Annotated in this window: 19 protein-coding genes; 12 read left to right on the top strand and 7 right to left on the bottom strand. The window is 35.5% G+C overall.

Annotated features, from left to right (window positions below; translation table 11 throughout):
• Position 1: 1 nt before the first annotated feature.
• The 3 genes from AC1DNH_RS04080 (at position 2) to AC1DNH_RS04070 (ending at position 1,443) form a co-directional block, all read left to right on the top strand.
• The gene (locus AC1DNH_RS04080; RefSeq protein ID WP_477586115.1) at positions 2-421 is read left to right on the top strand and encodes a response regulator; all 420 of its coding nucleotides are present in this window, start codon (positions 2-4) and stop codon (positions 419-421) included.
• Between the two features lie 75 nt (positions 422-496).
• The gene (locus AC1DNH_RS04075; protein ID WP_477610575.1) at positions 497-1,081 is read left to right on the top strand and encodes a biliverdin-producing heme oxygenase; all 585 of its coding nucleotides are present in this window, start codon (positions 497-499) and stop codon (positions 1,079-1,081) included.
• A 182-nt stretch (positions 1,082-1,263) separates the two neighbouring features.
• Positions 1,264-1,443, top strand: coding sequence for a hypothetical protein (locus tag AC1DNH_RS04070; protein ID WP_010602585.1), 180 nt, complete (start codon positions 1,264-1,266; stop codon positions 1,441-1,443).
• A 336-nt stretch (positions 1,444-1,779) separates the two neighbouring features.
• Here the strand turns inward: AC1DNH_RS04070 and AC1DNH_RS04065 are convergent, their stop codons facing one another.
• Positions 1,780-2,820: an HmuY family protein gene (locus AC1DNH_RS04065; RefSeq protein ID WP_477625190.1), complete on the bottom strand. Its 1,041-nt coding sequence runs from the start codon at positions 2,818-2,820 to the stop codon at positions 1,780-1,782.
• A gap of 26 nt (positions 2,821-2,846) precedes the next feature.
• The gene (locus AC1DNH_RS04060; RefSeq protein WP_477625189.1) at positions 2,847-4,919 is read right to left on the bottom strand and encodes a TonB-dependent receptor plug domain-containing protein; all 2,073 of its coding nucleotides are present in this window, start codon (positions 4,917-4,919) and stop codon (positions 2,847-2,849) included.
• A 294-nt stretch (positions 4,920-5,213) separates the two neighbouring features.
• Here AC1DNH_RS04060 and AC1DNH_RS04055 point away from each other — a divergent pair, with 294 nt between their 5' ends.
• On the top strand, positions 5,214-6,149 hold the full coding sequence (locus tag AC1DNH_RS04055; RefSeq protein ID WP_477610533.1) for a helix-turn-helix transcriptional regulator: 936 nt from the start codon (positions 5,214-5,216) through the stop codon (positions 6,147-6,149).
• A 21-nt stretch (positions 6,150-6,170) separates the two neighbouring features.
• Here AC1DNH_RS04055 and AC1DNH_RS04050 read toward each other — a convergent pair whose 3' ends face one another.
• Positions 6,171-7,187 (bottom strand): LacI family DNA-binding transcriptional regulator, encoded by a 1,017-nt coding sequence (locus AC1DNH_RS04050; RefSeq protein WP_215128868.1) that lies wholly within the window; start codon positions 7,185-7,187, stop codon positions 6,171-6,173.
• 567 nt (positions 7,188-7,754) lie between these two features.
• On the opposite strand from AC1DNH_RS04050, the gene AC1DNH_RS04045 reads away from it, so the two are divergent.
• From AC1DNH_RS04045 to AC1DNH_RS04010, 8 genes are all read left to right on the top strand, one after another.
• Complete coding sequence (locus AC1DNH_RS04045) at positions 7,755-8,849, top strand: MBL fold metallo-hydrolase (RefSeq protein WP_477582142.1); 1,095 nt, start codon at positions 7,755-7,757, stop codon at positions 8,847-8,849.
• 52 nt (positions 8,850-8,901) lie between these two features.
• Complete coding sequence (locus AC1DNH_RS04040) at positions 8,902-9,264, top strand: hypothetical protein (RefSeq protein WP_477582144.1); 363 nt, start codon at positions 8,902-8,904, stop codon at positions 9,262-9,264.
• A gap of 53 nt (positions 9,265-9,317) precedes the next feature.
• On the top strand, positions 9,318-10,100 hold the full coding sequence (locus AC1DNH_RS04035) for a hypothetical protein (protein WP_477582146.1): 783 nt from the start codon (positions 9,318-9,320) through the stop codon (positions 10,098-10,100).
• The gene (miaA, locus tag AC1DNH_RS04030; RefSeq protein WP_477582147.1) at positions 10,100-11,029 is read left to right on the top strand and encodes a tRNA (adenosine(37)-N6)-dimethylallyltransferase MiaA; all 930 of its coding nucleotides are present in this window, start codon (positions 10,100-10,102) and stop codon (positions 11,027-11,029) included. The genes AC1DNH_RS04035 and miaA overlap by 1 nt, the downstream gene beginning before the upstream one ends.
• Before the next feature lie 117 nt (positions 11,030-11,146).
• A complete protein-coding gene (locus tag AC1DNH_RS04025; protein ID WP_477582149.1) occupies positions 11,147-11,665 on the top strand; it encodes a hypothetical protein in 519 nt (172 codons plus the stop codon).
• Positions 11,666-11,814: 149 nt separating this feature from the next.
• Positions 11,815-12,366 (top strand): hypothetical protein, encoded by a 552-nt coding sequence (locus AC1DNH_RS04020; RefSeq protein WP_477582150.1) that lies wholly within the window; start codon positions 11,815-11,817, stop codon positions 12,364-12,366.
• 95 nt (positions 12,367-12,461) lie between these two features.
• On the top strand, positions 12,462-12,992 hold the full coding sequence (locus AC1DNH_RS04015; protein WP_477582152.1) for a DUF3347 domain-containing protein: 531 nt from the start codon (positions 12,462-12,464) through the stop codon (positions 12,990-12,992).
• Between the two features lie 133 nt (positions 12,993-13,125).
• Positions 13,126-14,415, top strand: coding sequence for a citrate synthase (locus tag AC1DNH_RS04010; RefSeq protein WP_057934373.1), 1,290 nt, complete (start codon positions 13,126-13,128; stop codon positions 14,413-14,415).
• 145 nt (positions 14,416-14,560) lie between these two features.
• On the opposite strand, the gene AC1DNH_RS04005 is transcribed toward AC1DNH_RS04010, so the two are convergent.
• The 4 genes from AC1DNH_RS04005 to AC1DNH_RS03990 all read right to left on the bottom strand — a co-directional run bounded on the left by AC1DNH_RS04005 (position 14,561) and on the right by AC1DNH_RS03990 (position 18,915).
• Positions 14,561-15,679, bottom strand: a complete 1,119-nt coding sequence (locus tag AC1DNH_RS04005) for a DUF3667 domain-containing protein (RefSeq protein WP_477625188.1) — start codon at positions 15,677-15,679, stop codon at positions 14,561-14,563.
• Between the two features lie 14 nt (positions 15,680-15,693).
• On the bottom strand, positions 15,694-17,073 hold the full coding sequence (locus AC1DNH_RS04000) for a nucleoside permease (RefSeq protein ID WP_131031974.1): 1,380 nt from the start codon (positions 17,071-17,073) through the stop codon (positions 15,694-15,696).
• Positions 17,074-17,260: 187 nt separating this feature from the next.
• Entirely contained in the window at positions 17,261-17,875 is a 615-nt protein-coding gene (locus AC1DNH_RS03995) for a bifunctional nuclease family protein (RefSeq protein ID WP_029275168.1), read from the bottom strand.
• A 71-nt stretch (positions 17,876-17,946) separates the two neighbouring features.
• Positions 17,947-18,915: an electron transfer flavoprotein subunit alpha/FixB family protein gene (locus AC1DNH_RS03990; protein ID WP_477625187.1), complete on the bottom strand. Its 969-nt coding sequence runs from the start codon at positions 18,913-18,915 to the stop codon at positions 17,947-17,949.
• Positions 18,916-18,932: the final 17 nt, after the last annotated feature.

Genomic DNA, 18,932 nt, shown 5'->3' with positions numbered 1-18,932 from the left:
AATGAAAACACCAGATATATTTTATGTTGAGGATGATATAGACTATGCATTTTTTATGCAAAGTGCCGTACAAGAGGTTAAGGATACACTTAATTTAACTATAATTGAAGATGGGGCAGAGGCACTACAAAAACTTCAGCAGTTTGCTGAAAGTAAAACCAAACCTAAATTAATTTTGCTTGATTTGAATTTGCCCGGCTTATCGGGACTAGATCTGTTAAAATTTATACGTGATATTCCCTATCTCAAAACGATACCCGTAATCTTGTTTTCTACGTCTGATAATCCTGATGATGTAAAAGCATCAATTGAGTTTGGTGCCAACGCTTATCTTACCAAGCCTGATGGTTACGAGAACCTGCTTAAATGCGTACATTCTGTACACGATTTTTGGTTTAACCAACATTTGAGGTTAAATTAAAATTTTATAAAACCATATGGAGAGATTCGGGTATTAAATCCGGATCTTTTCTTTTTAATAATTAAAATCCAAATAATGATTGCCAATTTATTGAGAGCTGAAACAGCAGAAAACCATAAAACATTAGAATCCTTAATGTTTGTGAATGAGATTATGAACAATTCTTTAAGCATTGATCAGTATAAAAAGCTGTTAACCATTAATTATATTATTCACCAAAAATTAGAGAATACGCTCGCCAATATGTTGGATACAGCTATTGCCGAACAATTGGAAATGAAAAGCAGATTGAAACTCACTGCTTTAGAAGAAGATTTAAAATATTGGAATATAGATAGTTTAACATTGCCAGGTTTAGATTTTGAATTGTTTGTTCCAGAAAAAAATACTGCCGAAGTTTTAGGTGCGCTGTATGTACTAGAAGGGGCTACATTGGGCGGAAACGTAATTAAAAGGCATATTTTAGCCAATCCAAATTTTAAAGACCATGAAGGAGGCCTAAATTATTATGGTGTTTATGGCGATGAGCTGAGTACGAAATGGAAAATATTCGTCTCTGTAATAAACCAGACGGTTGCTGAGGCAGATTATAAACGCTGTATAAATAGCGCCAATTTAACCTTCAATAACCTGATCAACTTATCGAAACAACTGAATTAAGTTACCAGATTTTGATCTCAAAATCCGAAAAAATACCTCTATAATAGTGCCAGGGCATTTTTTTGATTGTGTAAATGTGCAAAACTTCTTTCAAATAAATATTTGCTTTCTGTTGTTAATTCAAGGTAAATATGTATTATTGAAAAAATAAATTTTTTAAACCTTAAAAACATCAATTAGCGATGGAAAAATTCTCAAAAGTTAAAGCTGCTGTTGCTGCTATTGAAGCAGATGTAGAAAAATTTTATAATGCTGGCAATGCAGCTGCTGGTACTCGTGTGCGTAAAGCAATGCAAGATCTTAAAGTTTTAGCACAAGAAATCCGTGCAGAAGTAACTGACAAGAAAAACTCTGGAAAATAATATTTCGCGAGTAAGAAACAAAAAGGGTTCTGGTATGCCAGGGCCCTTTTTGCGTTTATAATGTTTCGTATTACAATTTCTAACTCCACAACGCCAGGTCCGTGAATCGTCACCCTGAACTTGTTTCAGGGTCTTCTTGTACATGATAGATGCTGACCACGGAGTAGCTACAAGGCAATTGAAAATACTATTTCTGCTTGTAAAACAAATCCGATAGCTATCGGATCAGCATGATGCCTATTATTACTAATTGCTATAAAAAGATAAAGCTCCCCATCGCGGAGAGCCTATATCCAACTAACAAAACATATTTTTTTGGGTAAGCCTTAACTTACATTATCCCTTTTTTACCAATTTATATTCGATTACTGGTTTACCGCGTTCACCACCATCACCAGAAATGTAACTGTTGAATTTCAGTTTATAATAATTACCGGTAGCATCTTTAATAATATAGCAAAGATCTCCTTTAACCGCGCCGCCAGTACCAGCCTGGCTAGGCGAAGTTCTCCAGGTTGTTCCAATTACATCTTTTACTGATAGAAAAGTAAGACCAGCCAAATCTGCTTCAGTAAATGTTGCATAAGCATCTTTTTTAGCTACCATTGCCGCACTTACACTGCCTAAGTTATTGATTGAAACAAAATCCTGAACCCAATAAGGCGAACCTAAACCAGAGTTGAACGTACTGTAGCTCCATGAAATATCCCATGTGCTTTTTGCCGGTTCAGCCTGAACAATTTTATTGTTTTCTAACGAAACAAAAACCAGATTGTAATCAGCATTTTTAGGCACATCCAAAGTTTTTATTACAGTTTCGTTTAGTCGGGCATATTGAATTTTGTAGCCAGAACCATTACGGGTAACTTTTAATTTAAACCACTTGTCTTTATCCTTATTTCCTTCGTAGCTTAATAAATAAACTTTGTTCTCTGCTTCCGTAGCACTTACTTCAGTAAAAGCTGTTTTAGTGATATTTCCGTCCCAATAATCAACTAACGACACCGTAAGCGGATCCATGATATCGTGATTTAAATTAACTGTTGTTCCTGGATCTGCCAATGTAACAGCTGTAATATCGATTTTTGATGTTGCCGTTGCCGTAGTTTGATAAGAAGGATTAAGCACAACTCTGAATTTACTATCAGAAGTTAACCCGATATTGAAACTCTTTCTTTCTGCAGAAGTCTGTTTATCGGCGCTAAAATCTACATAAACTATATTTGTATAGTTTGATTCTGCTGTTTTACCACTAAGTGTTAAAGTACTTCCATCGGAAGGTGGAGCAACAAAAATAGGTTCTTCTGTATTCTTTTTACAGGCCGTAAGTGTTGCAGCTAAAAACGCGATAGCGATTAATGAGTTCAGTTTGTTCATGTTATTATAATTAATGTTGTTTATTGTTAAAATTTATTCCAGTTATAGATTAGCCCAAGCACATACGATCGGCCATAACTATATGGAACATCGCCACCTGTGCTGTGTGCTCCACCAGTTGCAGTTGAAGTGTTGCTCAATTGTGTAACATTAAAGAGGTTTTTAATACCTGCATTAATGGTTAAAGACTTAAATAGATTTTTGTTCAGCATTAAATCTGCGGTATGGAAATCGCCAATTTTTGTCAGTTTTACTGAGTTGGGATCGTTTTCGGCTGTAAGTTTATAGTTTGGCAAGCTCCCTGTATATTTATAAAAGAGGCTGATACTCCCATTTATTTTCGGAAGCGTATAAGTTATATTCGAGTTTACTTCCGTAGCCCATGCAAATTCAGGAGTCCCCAAGTCTGGATTACTCACGCTTAAATCATTGTATCGGCCGATATACGAGACGCCAAGTGTAGCCTGAATATCTTTATAAATCAATGTATTGTCTAACGTAGCACCTGTTGTTTTATACTTATCTACATTAAATAGCGAGGTTATGGAGTTATCTGTTGGTGACTGAGCAAAATTAATCCTGTTTTTAAACAAATTGTAGAAACCCGATAACGTAGAACGGAACTGCAGATCTTTTTCATGTATACCGGCCCAAGCCAAAGAGCCATTAAAACTGTTCGATTCTTCGGCTTTTAAATTGGGGTTACCCAAAATATTATGACTCGCATCTACAAAATCGTAATATAGTTCCCTCAGTGCTGGAGAACGAAAACCTTTAGCGTAAGCCAATCGAAGATCTAAATCTTTGGTTAAAGTAAATTTGGTATTTAATGATGGAATTACAGGAGGGGCATCGTAAATGGAGTTTTTAATAAACCTCAATCCTGGTCTTACACTTATTCCATTGTCAAGTTTAATCTCGGCAGAAATAAACGCGGCATAATCATTAATTACAGGCGCACCGTTAATCCTTTGCCCGCTAGCAGCATCTCTATTGTATTCGATACCAGGCTGAAATGAAACTGATTTATTTAAGGTGTAAATTGCAGTTGACCTAAAAATAGCTGAGTTGAATTTTGCTATATCTTGTTCACCCTTATCGTCACTTAATCGTTCTGTGTTGTTTGTAAAATTATGGATAACGGTGTGGGTTGATCGTTGTAGATCGGTATATCCGCCTATAGCTGTAATCTGTAATTTATTATTTACCCTCCATTCAGACTGCAATTGTTGCGCATAACGTTTGGTGGTATAGGTAGACAGCTTCCCTTCGAAACTCGATGGGTTTATTCCAAATCGCGAATCGATATCTTCGTTTAGCCCATCTAAGCGATACCATATACTAAAGTTTTGATTTCTATAGCCAATTTTCGTATTACCAAGCCATTGCTCCTTAGGTTTCCATTGATTTTTATAGCTATTAAATTCTTCTAAAAATGCTGTTTTCGGAGCCATATTCCAGCCACCAAAATCGTTATGCGATGCACCGAGCAAAACACTCCAGCCTTTTTGTTGCCAGCTAATACTTAAATTCTGATTATGCTGGCCTGCACCATTGAGTAGGTTATATTCTTTCCCAGCGCTTTCTTCCTGTACACGCGCATTAACGCTTAACAATTGCTTTCCGGGATTTTTGGTTATAATATTAATTACTCCGGCCAGCGCATCGGTGCCATACACAACAGACATCGGACCTTCTACAATTTCTATCCTCTCAATGGTGTTAATGTCGATTTGGTTTAAACTTTCGCGGGCATCAGATCGGTCTACCATTGGTACACCATCCAATAAAATTTTAATATTTCGGCCAGTCATCCCCATTAAAGAAACATCGGTTGTACCTAAAGTTAAATCGTTGCTAAAACGGAAACCGAGTTCGGTATTTAAAATCTGCTGCACATTGGTGGCAGCCCTTAGCTTAATCCGATCTGCACTTATTGTTTTTACATTGTATACCGAGTTCCTCAAGGTTTGCGGGCCATATTGCCCTGTAACCACCACATCCTTTAAATCATTTGCCTTTGTAGTATCAACTTTAATTTCTTGAGCCACAGTAACAAATCCACAAAGCGATAAGGCAATTGATAAATATATCTTCATTTATTTAGACTAATTATAAATAATTGCGCAAATTTGTAGATAATCAGAAAAAACAGATAACGCTAAACGGATAATTAATACCGCCAAACGGATTAAATAAATACGAAATCATCATGATTTTCAAATCACACATTGGGATGAATAAAATCATGAGCGCTTCAAGACCTTTAAAAAAACCGAGCTTTTGCGCGCTCATTAACTAAGCGAAGCGTTCTCTTGAACACCATTGAGAAAATAAATGCAAGTGAAAAATGCCATTGAAAACAATGAGCAATAAATTAATAATTTATACAGATGACAATTAAACTCTCAAGCTATCCTAAAGGAAATATCATTTATGAGAATGCCTATCCTAATAATTTTGAAAGCATAACCGACATAGATGAGGCTGTTGTAACATTAGATGAGAACGATGTAAAGTACCAAATAAAAGAAATGTGGTTTAGGGGAATCCACATTGGCATTATGGAGATCCATCCGAATCAGGAAGAGAATTTTTGCTTTGAATCTTCTCCGCAACATATTGGCTTTTTATTTTGTCTGAGCGGTGCAATCAACTATTATTATAATCATCAGCACGATAATTTATTATCATTGGCTAAAAACGAGCAGGATTTTAATGCAGGTGGCGTTAATTCGATCAAATTTAATATCACAGAGAAAACCAGATGCCTTTATATACAGTTCACAGAAGATTATTTTGAGCAGGTAACAGGAGGAGAACTTGGTCACGATATTAAAACCGGAATCCAAAAGTTGATCAGTCCGGAAATCGGGTTGATACTGCAGCAGATTATTTATCCTAAACACGAGGGTAGGGTAAAACGTCTATTCCTTGAAGCTAGGATCTTTGAATTGATTATTGCTTATTTTAATCAAAAACAAGAGAAACAAACATACGTTTTAAAAAAGGAGGATATAGAAAAGATTCTGTTGGCCAAACAATTGGTAGAGCATGATTTGCAAAGGCCTAATTCATTAATGGAACTTTCGCGTAAGGCTGGGATTAATGACTATAAACTTAAAAGAGGATTTAAAGAACTTACCGGCTATACAGTGTTTGGCTATTTATATAAAATCAGGATGGAAAAGGCGCACTATTTTCTATCCAAGGAAAAGAAAACGGTGAATGAAGTTGCCTTCCTTGTAGGTTATAAAAATGCACAACATTTTATCACTGCTTTTAAAAAACAGTTTAATGTTTTACCTGGAAGTTTAAACAAAAACTAGAAATTTAGCGCAAACGTTTGTTTATTCTTTTACCTCGTTTACAATCAAATCAGACTCTACAATGGTGTTGTAGTAGGCTTGGTTCTCAGAATTAGGGCTATGAATAAGATCTAACAAAATATTAGCTGCTTTTTGTCCTTGTAAATAGGGGTATTGTTCAACTGAAGCTACCGGCGAATTATCCAAATAGCTGATAATGGGCAGATTTGCATAACTCACTACGTCAAAATCATTAATTACATTCAGCTTTTTAAAATACTTAATCAGGAAAAGTGCTACATAATCGTTAAAGGCCACAATTGCTGTAGGTTTACGCTTATGATTTAAAAATTGATTGGCAGCATCGATAGTACCTTCCTCAGTTAAATCACAGTTTACCACTAAAGATGGATCAAATTTTAAGCGGTTAAAAGTAATCGCCTGCATATAGCCATCTTTACGTTCCTCACTTGCGTACAATGTACTTGGCCCATTAATCATCCCAATACTTCTATGTCCTTTTTTCAAAAGATAGTTCACCGCTTTAATTGTTGCACTTTCTAAGCTACACGCTACATAATGCACGTTTTTAAAAGGAGGTATCCGGTCAAAAAATACGACAGGTATATTGAATGAATTGAGCTTCTCGAAATGATCAAACTTTGAAGTGTCTTTACTGATGGATACCAATAAACCATCTACCCGTTGATTTTTCATTTTTTCAACGAGCTTTACTTCCTGATCGTAATTATCGTGCGACTGCGCAAAAATAACTGTATAGTTTTTCTTAATGGCTTCATCTTCAATTGCAGAAATAGCAATAGAGAAAAAGTGTTCGGATAGCTCAGGTAAAATTACGCCAATAGTATATGTTTTCCCTTTTTGAAAAAGAATTGCCGCATTATTAGGCTCATAGTTTAGAGATTTCGCCAACTGCTTAATTTTCTCCCTGGTTACTGCTCCAATGCTCGGATGATCGTGCAATCCCCTGGAAACACTGGATGGAGAAATGTTTAAGATTCTGGCTATCTCTTTGATGGTTGTTGGTTTCGACTGCATTCTGAGTGCTAAACTACATTAAATTTCTTCAATATGTAATAATACAAAATTAATCAAACGTTTGCGTTGTTTTTTTTTCTCATTTCTTTCCTCTGCTATATAAATATCAATACTTTCGGAAAAGCTAAAAGCTATACGTTCTAAAAAATAATAATAGAAAAATTATAAATAGAATGCAATTTTAGCCCTTTAAAAAAAGAAATTGATATACAATCATAAATTACACCCCAATGATTAACAATAGTACCCCTCAATTTGGAGGGGTATTTAAACAAAAAAGACGAGAAGTGTTCGTACCACTCCTCGCCAAATCGGATTATTTTCCTGCAAGCAGGCACAAAAGTTATCTAAGCTATATGTTTAACCCTTATTCAAAGGTATAAAATTTATGCTTGTTATAAATAAAGTAGTGCCTTATTCTAATTATTTTAAAGCTTTTACAGCAATACTTCAATAAGTTGAGGTATTGCTATTTAAACGCTTAAGAAGTAATCCATACGTCATATAACTCACTCAGGCTTCTTTTTTAAAATCATATTCCTACTTTGGTTTTATTAATTTTAAAAAATGATAGCTGTATACATTTTACTTTTTATCTTAATCGCGTTCTTCATTATAACGAACCTTCCTGTTTTTGGCCGTTTACCCAAGGGATTACGATTGGAAAAAATCCACCATTTGGCTAACTATCGTGATGGTGCATTGCAAAATCAGTCGATAACATTAATGCAGCCTGAAGGTGTTAGTTTTTTTAAAGTTTTAAATGCATTTCTTTTCGAAAAACATCCTAATAAGGCTCCAGATAAAGCACTTCATTTTATTTCACCTAACCTAAATGGAAGCCCTAAAAGCGGCGCTCCTGAAATTATATGGTTTGGACATTCATCATACCTCATCAAAGTAGAGGGCTTAAGAATTCTGGTTGATCCTGTTTTTAGCAAAACCCCATCTCCGTTTTCATTTATTGGGAGTAAGGCTTTTTTAGGTACAGATGTTGTGAAAGCGGAAGAATTTAAGAATATTGATATCCTGCTCATCACACATGATCATTACGATCACCTTGATTATAATAGCATTTTAAAAATTGCACCACAAGTTAAAACGATTGTGAGTTCGTTGGGAGTTGGAGAACATTTAGAAAAATGGGGAATTAAAACTGATAAGATCAATGAATTGTGCTGGAACGAATCGCTCACATTATTTAGTAGCCTGAAGTTAACAGCCGTTCCGGCAAGGCATTTTACGGGGAGAAAGTTTAAAAGAAATCAAACGCTTTGGTCGGCTTTTGTATTGAAAACTGAGAACTACCAGCTATTCTTGGGTGGCGACTCTGGTTACGATACACACTTTGCTAAAATAGGCGAGGAGTTCGGTCCTTTCGATTTAGCCTTGCTCGAGTGCGGACAGTACAATGCTTATTGGCCATACATCCATATGTTTCCTGAAGAAACAGTGCAGGCAGCAATCGATTTAAAAGCAAAAGTTTTGATGCCGGTACATTGGGGCAAATTCAGCTTAGCCATGCACCCATGGAATGAGCCTATAAAAAGAGTGGTTTTAGCTGCAGCAACAAAGCAGCTTCCTTTGGTTACTCCAAAATTGGGTGAAACAATAATTTTAAATGAATATTTACCGACTGAAAACTGGTGGCTTGAAGAATAAAAACTAAACAATAATTGTACTATGGTGTTTAATTCTAAAATCAAATACAATTATGAAAACTGATCTTGTTGAAATTTTCCAGACCATTAGAGCTGGATTACAGCCATACGCCACCCGTGGATATACGGTGCACGAAAATTCGGAGAACGGCTATGATCTTTACAGTGAAAAAAACATTGAATTAAACGGTGAAAAAGTGACCGAACGATTTTTTACAGGTGTTTATATTAATGGGAATGCTGTAGAAGTTAAAATCAATACAGATGAATTTTCTACTACAAATCATAATTTAAGCGATTTTGGTAAAAACAAAGCGGGTTTTAAAATTTCAGCACTTGATGATTCTAAATTAAAAGAAGTTGAAACGCTGGTAGAAATTATCCATACTAACTTTAAAGAAAAAGAATGGATTTAACAATCTGATGGTTAAATTTGCAGTAGATAATTTTTCTAAAAACCTTCTACTGATTGAATAATTTAACTTCTGACGTTATCTGGCATCATCAATTAAGCTTAGCACTTGCTAATAACAAAATTGGGTGCCTTCTTTTTTTAGAACATGAATTTCGATTATTACGGACTGATCCTCAATTGATCATTCATCTGGTAAGTTTAAACAATAAATTTACTCCACAACACCTCATTGGGCTGCAGGAAAAGTATCGCCAGGAAGGCATTAAACTCATTCATCTTTGGGAAGATCTGTGGCAATCAAGACCAGATCAGGTTTTAGCGAGAATAAAATCTTTGCTGGGTAAAAATATCCGTATTCACGGTAGAAAAACCAAAGTATTCAAAATTACTAAACCCGTTGCCGATTCTTTTTTAATTGAAAATCACTTGCAGGGCTCAGTAAGCAGTCGTTATAAAATTGGTTTATTCGAAAAAGAAGCGCTTGTAGCGGTTGCTACTTTTTCGGCACTACGTAAAATGAACCATACCGAAAATTATAAATCAGCAGAATTGATCAGGTTTGCCGTTAAAGCTGGCTATTCTGTTACTGGAGGGCTTAGCAAGTTGATTGCTTTTTTCGCTGAAACGTATAAATCTAATGACCTCATGACTTATGCAGATCGTGACTGGTCGGCAGGAGAAGCCTATATTAAATTGGGTTTTAAGCAAACGGCAATTTTGGATCCGCAGACTTATGTTCTGGATAAAGATCTAAATCGTCAGCTAAAAAAGGATATTCAGGGTTTTACAACAGAAGTGTTTAATACAGGAAGTTTAAAGTTTATCCTCAAATTTTAATGGATCAGCATAATCTCATCATCATTTTAGGTGCAACGGCATCGGGCAAAACGAAACTTGCTGTAAGTGTTGCTGATGCGTTAAATGGCGAAATTATTAGTGCCGATAGCCGTCAGATATTTAAACGGATGGATATTGGTACTGGTAAAGATTTGCCAGAATATCATATTAACGGCAAAACAATTCCTCATCATTTAATCGATATTTTAGAACCTGGTGAACGTTATCATGTAGATGCCTTTAAAAACGATTTCTACAAGGCCTTTGAATCTATAACAGGAAAAGACAAAATTCCCATTCTCTGTGGCGGAACAGGAATGTATATCCACAGCCTTTTGCAAAACCAAACTTTTACCGCAATTCCCGTAAATCAACAATTACGAGATCAATTAAATTTATTATCGAAAGAAGCGTTGATTTCAAAATTACAAAGTGATAATAGCCAGAATATTGATCATGTTGACTTATCCTCAAAAAAGAGGTTGATCCGGGCATTAGAAATATCCCATTACCTCCAATACAATCAACTAGAAGTTGTCGATAGACCAGTGCTCAAACCCATTATTTTTGGATTGAAGAATGAAGTAGAAATAACCAGAGCTAAAATTCTAACAAGACTGAACGAAAGATTTGAAGCAGGCTTAATTGAAGAAGTAGCGCAATTGCTTAAAGAAGGTATTAGTAAAGAAATTCTGGTTTTTTATGGGTTGGAATATAAATTCATTGTGAATTACCTGGATGACTTATTCACATTTGATGAACTGAAACTAAAACTTGGCATCGCCATTTGCCAATATGCTAAACGGCAAAATACCTTTTTCAGGAAAATGGAAAAGGACAATGTTGAGGTTATTTGGTTCGATGCATCAGCACCTACAAACCTGTTACAACAGTTGGTAATTGAAAAAGTTTCACTTAATGAAAATTAACTTTTATTGGTCATCTTAATGTTGGTTTATGGCCTAAATAGTATTAAAAAAGCCATTCTGGCACAACCTTTGTATTCGTTGCAGCATATTAGTTTAACTCAAAAACAATATCTTAAAATGAAAACAATTACTAAAATCATTGCTACTTCAGCAGCTGTCGTGGCTTTATTCTTTACTACAAATGCTAATGCGCAATCTTCTCAAAAATTAGGAATAGGTATTTTTGGTGGTATACCAACAAGCGATGCATATAGCGTGGCGCTTGGTGCAGATTTACGTTATCAGTTTGATATCGATAAACAATTATCGATTCCTGTTACTGCTGGTTATACCCGTTTCTTAGGTAAAGAAATTGGCAATACTGGTGTAGATATTCCGGATTTTGGATACATTCCTGTAAAAGCTGGTGTTAAATATTTCTTTAATGAATCAGGTTCTGGTATTTATGGTTTAGCAGAGCTTGGTGCTGGTTTCGGTACAAACGAAGGTAGCGGAACATCATTTGTGTATTCACCAGCTCTGGGTTATGCATGGAGTAACGGTTTAGATTTAGGCGTAAAATACGAAGGCTTAGCTAGAGATGGTAGCAGTACTGGTTATGTTGGCCTACGTTTAGCATACGGATTTAGCCTGTAAGCTAAACACAAATAGCATTGAAAGCCTCCTTTTTAAGGAGGCTTTTTTTATTTCATAACATTCTGAAAAAAATGAAAATTTGAAAATCCACCTCAGGTATTTTAACGTATATAAACTAAACCCTTAATTAATAACCTAAAATATCTAAAATGAAAACAGTTACTAAACTTTTTGCAACGACATTAACGGCCCTTGCAATATTAACCACATCAAATCTAAAGGCACAAACTATGGGTTCTACTGAACGAATGACACCAGGAAGCGGTATGGCTTTTAAAATTGGCGTAGGCGTAAATGGTGGATTATTTCCAGATAAGTCTGAAATGGATTATGGTTATGGTGCAGATGTAAGACTTCAATATGATCTGAGTCCTTATGTGGCCCTTACCGCTTCAGGTGGTTATACCAGATTAAAATGGAAGGGAAGCCCGCTAAAATTCGAATTCATCCCTTTATTAGGTGGCGTTAGAGTGTTTCCGATCGAGAGAATGTATTTAAGTACTGAGCTAGGTTCAGGTTTGGCCATAAAAGATGGTGCTAACATGAACTTTATTTATACAGGCGGTCTAGGCTATGAGTGGAAAAATGGTTTAGATCTGGGTATCAAATACGAAGGTTATGTAAACAATAGCGCTTCTGATCTCTATTTCATGAAAACCGGTCAATTTAACCTGAGATTAGGATATAATTTCAAATTATAATTAGAACATCATTTAATTTAAAGTCCCGATGAAAATCGGGACTTTTTTATTTATTTACCATTTTAATTGCTATTTTGAGCCGAAAACCAAATACAATGAAAAGAATATTCGGATTAGTAATACTTACCGCTTTAATGGCCTGTAACCAGGCTGAAAAAAAATCTACAGAAACTAAAGATTCAACAAAAACAGATTCAGCATCGGTTAAAAATGAGGTTTCTATAAAAGACAGGCAGAAATCTGAAATCTTTAACCAATATGTAGATTTAAAAAATGCGTTGGTAAAATCAGATTCAGCAAACGCACAAAAATCTGCAGCGCTTTTACAAACGAGTTTGGCTGCTTATAAAGGTTGTGAGCCTACTGCAGCTGTTGCGGGCAAAATCGCGGCAAGCAATAATCTCGTTTCACAAAGAAAAGATTTCACGGTTTTAAGCGCTGATTTAATTGCATTATTAAAGAATGCGGAAATAGAAAAAGGCACAATTTATGTTCAGCATTGCCCAATGGCGAATAAAGGAGATGGAGGTGACTGGTTATCAACCGAAAAGGAAATTAAAAATCCTTATTACGGCAAAGAAATGCTGGAGTGTGGGAGAGTTGCCGAAGAAATCAAAGCAAAATAAGATTTCAGATCCTGTTTAATTAAGCACGATTGTTACGTCATTTTGACTAATTATTCATATTAATTTAACAGATTTGTTATGCATGTATATTAATTTTATATAATTTAGAAAGCTATAAACACAATACAATAATATGTCAGATATTGCAGAGATCAAAGTTGATGGTAAGACAGTAGAATTGCCAGTAATTACAGGAACAGAAGATGAAAAGGCCATTGATATTTCAAAATTAAGAGATCTAACAGGTTTTGTTACTTTAGATACTGGTTTTAAAAACACTGGTTCTACAAAGAGTAAAATCACTTTTTTAGATGGTGAAAAAGGCATTTTAAAATATAGAGGTTATTCGATTGAAGAGCTTGCCGCAAAATCGAGTTTTTTAGAGGTTATTTATCTGATCATTTATGGAGATCTGCCAACACAAAAACAACTTGAAGATCTACAGGCTGACATAAGCAAGCATACTTTGATCCATGAGGACATGAAGAAATTTTTTGATGGTTACCCATCAAGATCTCATCCAATGGGTCAATTAGGTTCCCTGATTTTCTCATTGTCTACATTCTATCCTGAGTGCTTAAAGCCAAATCAAACTGCAGAAGAACAAGATTTAACCATTATCAAACTTTTGGCTAAATTCCCAACCATTGTTTCTTTCGTTTATAAAAAATCATTAGGTCATCCGCTTATTTATCCTAAAAATAAATACGATTATGTTACCAATTTCCTTTGGATGACATTTGGACAACGTACAGAGGATTATGATGTAAATCCGATTGTGGTTAATGCGATGAATAAATTGCTTATTCTGCATGCAGATCACGAGCAAAACTGTTCAGCATCTACCGTTCGTATCGTAGGTTCATCTGATTGTAATTTATATGCTTCAATTGCTGCTGGTATTGCTGCACTTTGGGGCCCACTACATGGTGGTGCTAACCAAGCTGTGATCGATATGCTTGAGTTGATTAAAGCTGATGGAGGTGATACAGAGAAGTGGATTGCAAAAGCGAAAGACAAAAACGATCCATTCCGTATGATGGGCTTTGGGCACAGGGTTTACAAAAACTTCGATCCAAGAGCTAAAATCATTAAAAAAGCTTGTGATGATATTCTGGAAAATCTAGGTATTGATGATCCGATTTTAGAAATTGCTAAGAAATTAGAAGAAGCGGCTTTAACTGATCAATACTTCATAGACCGTAAGTTATATCCAAATGTAGATTTCTATTCAGGTATTATTTACCGCGCACTAGGCTTCCCATCTGAAATGTTTACCGTTCTATTTGCTTTAGGCCGTTTACCAGGATGGATTGCACAATGGAAAGAAATGCACGAAAACAAGGAACCGATAGGTCGTCCACGTCAGATTTATGTAGGTGAAACAGATAGAGAATTTGTTGAGCTTAAGGATAGAAAATAATTTCATTAAGCATAAAAAAACCACTCGATAATATCGGGTGGTTTTTTATTTGGGGTATTCCCTTAACAGTCGTCACCCTGAATTCATTTCAGGGTCTATCTCTAACAAGAAAGATGCTGAAACAAGTTCAGCATGACGTTGCACTCTAAGTAGCTACGTAATAGATCAGATTTACCATTACCACTTCAGATACACTAAATGCTATCCAATACATCACAAAAATCCAGAACATTTTAAAAACTATACTCCAGGGTTTTCTTTGATAAAATACTTTTAAGGCGCTGTACATATACCAACAGATCCAAACTATAACACCTAGTTCAATAACAGTGGTAATTATGCCTTTCTTATCAAAAACATGTTTAATTATTGGGTCAGTAAAAATTTGCACAATAAAATAGGCGGTCATTCCATGGATGGCAAAAATCAGGTGATTTAAATAATAAATATGATTTTTCCTGAAATTCCACATAATAAAAAGCGCCAATAAAGGCATTAACAAAAAGTATTGTTTTGGTCGGTTATGCTCTAGTGTTTCTTGAATTACTTCAGATTTTTCACCAATATTGATCGCTCTTTTTTTGATCATCCGCTCATACCAATTGTCTTGCTCGGTGGGTGGCAATTTCTTTTGCCTTCCTAAATAGGCTGCATAAGTGCTATCGTTTCTTTCGATATGGATATCGTTATAATCTTCGATCATGTCGGCAATGGAATCAGACGCTAGTTTAGCGTTTTCAGTTCTAAGCCTGTTCAGTTCCTTTTCCTGATCAGCAAAACCAAGTTTTATAAATTCTTTTTTCTTGATTGCTTTATTAATCGATGTTGTTGCCTTATTTGCAATGTTTTTAGGTATTCCCGAAAGCTTCAGTGCCTTATTTACACTGTCGGTAACACTTTCATCTCTTCGCTTTTCGGTTTTAGTTGAGTCATGAGCATCTTTTTTTACATGTTTTGGTGAATACACAACCAAAAAATATACTATAGATACGAAGATATACATACTCACCGGATTAATATACCTGGCTCTTTTACCAGCTAAATAATCGAGTGTAACCTGCCCGGGCTTTGTTAAAAGTGGAGAGAGGGTTTGAAAGAATTTATTGTCGAAATGAAAGTAATGCGCTATACTATGACTAATAAAGGCCCAGAAACTTTCTTTTAACTCTAAATTTGGTTGACCGCAATCGCTACAATAATGTTTTTCTACATGAGCGCCACAGTTTAGGCAATTGTGTTCTTTTCTATACTTACCAGCTGACATGGGATAAATCGAAATTATAAATGGTTAATGGCCTCTACTTCTGCTCGTGTATGTTTGTGTTTAAATATGACTACAAAAACTATGGCAATAACCAGAACATAAATGGTGAAAGATAACCAGATGTTGTGCCAGTCTTTCACATCTAATGCCCTGCTTAAATTTCCATTTTCTAATACACTGATTCCTTTATTTTTCAAAAATTGAAGGAGATGTTTATTGTCTGCTTCGCTCTTTACATATTTAGATAATGAATCAATACTGCTATAATAGGTAGTAAAATATTTATTGATCATCCAACCTGACACTAAACTTCCAAACACAGCTCCAAAACCGTTAGTCATCATCATAAATAAACCTTGAGCAGATGAACGTGTTTTTGGTGTGGTTGATGTTTCTACGAACAGTGATCCGGAAATATTAAAGAAATCGAATGCCATACCGTATACAATACAAGAAGTAATGATCATCCATAAATTAGTAGAAGGATCGCCAAAGGCAAATAACCCGAAACGTAATACCCAGGCAAACATGGCAATTGCAATTACCCATTTAATCCCAAATCTTTTCAAAAAGAATGGAATAGCAAGAATAAACAGTGTTTCTGATATTTGAGAGATGGATAAAATGATCGTGGAATAGCGGATTACAAAAGATTCTGCAAATACAGGGAATAATTTAAATTCATCCAGAAAAACATCACCATAAGCATTGGTTAATTGCAATGCAGCCCCTAAAAACATAGAGAAGATGAAAAACAAGGCCATTTTATAATCAGCAAACAGCTTGAATGATTCTAACCCTAGTTTCTGTGCGAATGTTTTTTTCTCACTAATTAAATTTAAAGGTTTACAGGCAGGTAAAGTGAAAGAGTATATGCCTAAAAATAAGGCACTTATACCAGCAATGTAAAATTGATTTGCACTTGCTTTATTCCCGGTTAAATTGGTAAGCCACATGGCGGCAATAAAACCAACTGTTCCCCAAACACGGATGGGCGGAAAGTTTTTTACAACATCGAAGTTGCCGTTTTTTAATGTTGTGTAGCTAATTGAGTTACTTAATGCAATGGTTGGCATATAAAAACACATAGACACCAATATAACCCAAAAGAAAGTGTGCGGATCTTCTACTTGAGGCAGATAGAACATGGTGGCTGCGTAAAGGATATGTAAAATAGCATATAACTTTTCTGCATTGATCCATTTATCTGCAAGAATGCCTGTTATGGTTGGCATAAATAGCGATGCAATGCCCATTGTAGAGAAAATTACCCCAAAATCTGCACCGTCCCATTGTTTGGTTCCGAACCAATAATTTGCAATCGTAATTAACCAGGCAGCCCATACAAAGAATTGCATGAAACTCATTATAGTTAAGCGAAACTTAACGTTCATAATAATAGTTTAGTTTGATTATTGAAAGTAAAAGCTGAATATAGAACTATTTTGAATGATAATTCAAAATGAACCTAAATTATTTTAAACAATTTGGCTCATTTTAGAATTTAGCTTTTTATAAAGGGAATTTGAGAAAAAATTTAGACATTTTTTTTAGTGCAGAAACATTTTTTATGATACAATACTATGATGTTCCGCGTTTATTCAATTCATCTCTTAATCTTGCGGCCTTTTCATAGGCTTCTTCGGCAATGGCTTCCTGTAATTTTTGCTGAAGTTCTTCTAATGTTAAATCACCAAAACCTTGTTGCTGGGTTGAGGTAGGCAAGCTATCCGCTTCGGGCTCTTTTGCAATAGAATCCATATTTTCGAGAAAAAGAAAATCATTCCCTTCTATTACGATTCCGGCAGAAGCCAAAATAAATTCGTAGGTATAAATCATGGCGTTAAAGCGAACGGCCAAAGCGATGGCATCAGATGTTCTGGCATCAACTTCATGTGTATTTTTACCATCACTGCAGATCAACTTTGCGTAAAAAACACCATCAACCAAATTGTAGATGATAATTTCCTGGATATTGATATGAAAAGTATCAGCCATCGATTTGAATAAATCATGTGTTAATGGCCTACTAGGAGTCATTTTCTCAATTTCTATAGCAATGGCCTGTGCTTCAAATGCACCAATAATTATCGGTAAGCGGCGGCGTCCATTTACTTCTCCTAAAACAAGGGCATAAGCACCAGATTGAGTCTGGCTGTAAGATAAACCTACAATATCTAATTTAACTTTTTTCATATTTGTCGATGTCATGTTGAGCTTGTCGAAACATTTAATCTAATCCTTCGACAGGCTCAGGATGACAAAAATTATCCTTTATGTGCTTTTAATGCTTCAATTAACTTTGGTACAACCTCAAAAGCATCGCCAACAATACCATAATCGGCCACTTTGAAGAAAGGCGCTTCCGGATCTTTGTTGATTACTACAATCACTTTTGATGAACTAACACCAGCCAAATGCTGGATAGCGCCAGAAATACCGATAGCAATATAAAGGTTAGGGCTAATGGCAATACCGGTTTGACCAACGTGCTCTGAATGTGGTCTCCAGTCTGCATCTGATACCGGTTTAGAACATGCTGTAGCAGCACCAAGCAAACCAGCCAATTCTTCGATCATGCCCCAGTTTTCTGGTCCTTTTAAACCTCTGCCAGCCGAAACAACTAATTCTGCATCAGGTAATGAAACTTTATCAGTTGCCCTAACAATCTCTTTAATAACAGTTCCTAAGTCTGATTGTTTAACATCAGCAGTAAAGGCCTCTATTGCCGCATCTGTAGCATTTTCTTTAACGCCAAAAGCATTTGGATTTAAAGCAATTACTTTATTGGCCGATGTTAATTCGGTAATCGCGAAGGCTTTACCAGAGAAAGCCGTTTTCTTAACCGAAAATTTACCATCAGTACTCGGTAATTCTACTGCACCATCAGCTAAACCTGCTTTAAGTTTTACTGCAATACGTGGCGCTAAACCTTTACCAGAGAAAGAGTTAGATAAAACTACAATGTCGGCACCTTCTTTTTCTGCAGCTGCAGCAATAACACTTGCATAGGCTTGATTTACAAAGGTTTTTAATTGATCGGCACTTACGTTTAGTACTTTTGATGCACCGTATTTACCTAATTCCTTTAATTCGCTGTCGGCTACATCGCCAATAGAAATTGCGGTTAAATTAGTTGATTGTTGATCGGCAATGGCTTTGGCATAAGATACGGCTTCAAATACAGATTTCTTAAATTTCCCCTCAGCTTGTTCTACATATACTAATACTGACATATATTTATTTCTTTATC

The organism is Pedobacter sp. 01N310 (genome assembly GCF_056399805.1).
This window is presented reverse-complemented; position numbering and strand designations above follow the sequence as displayed.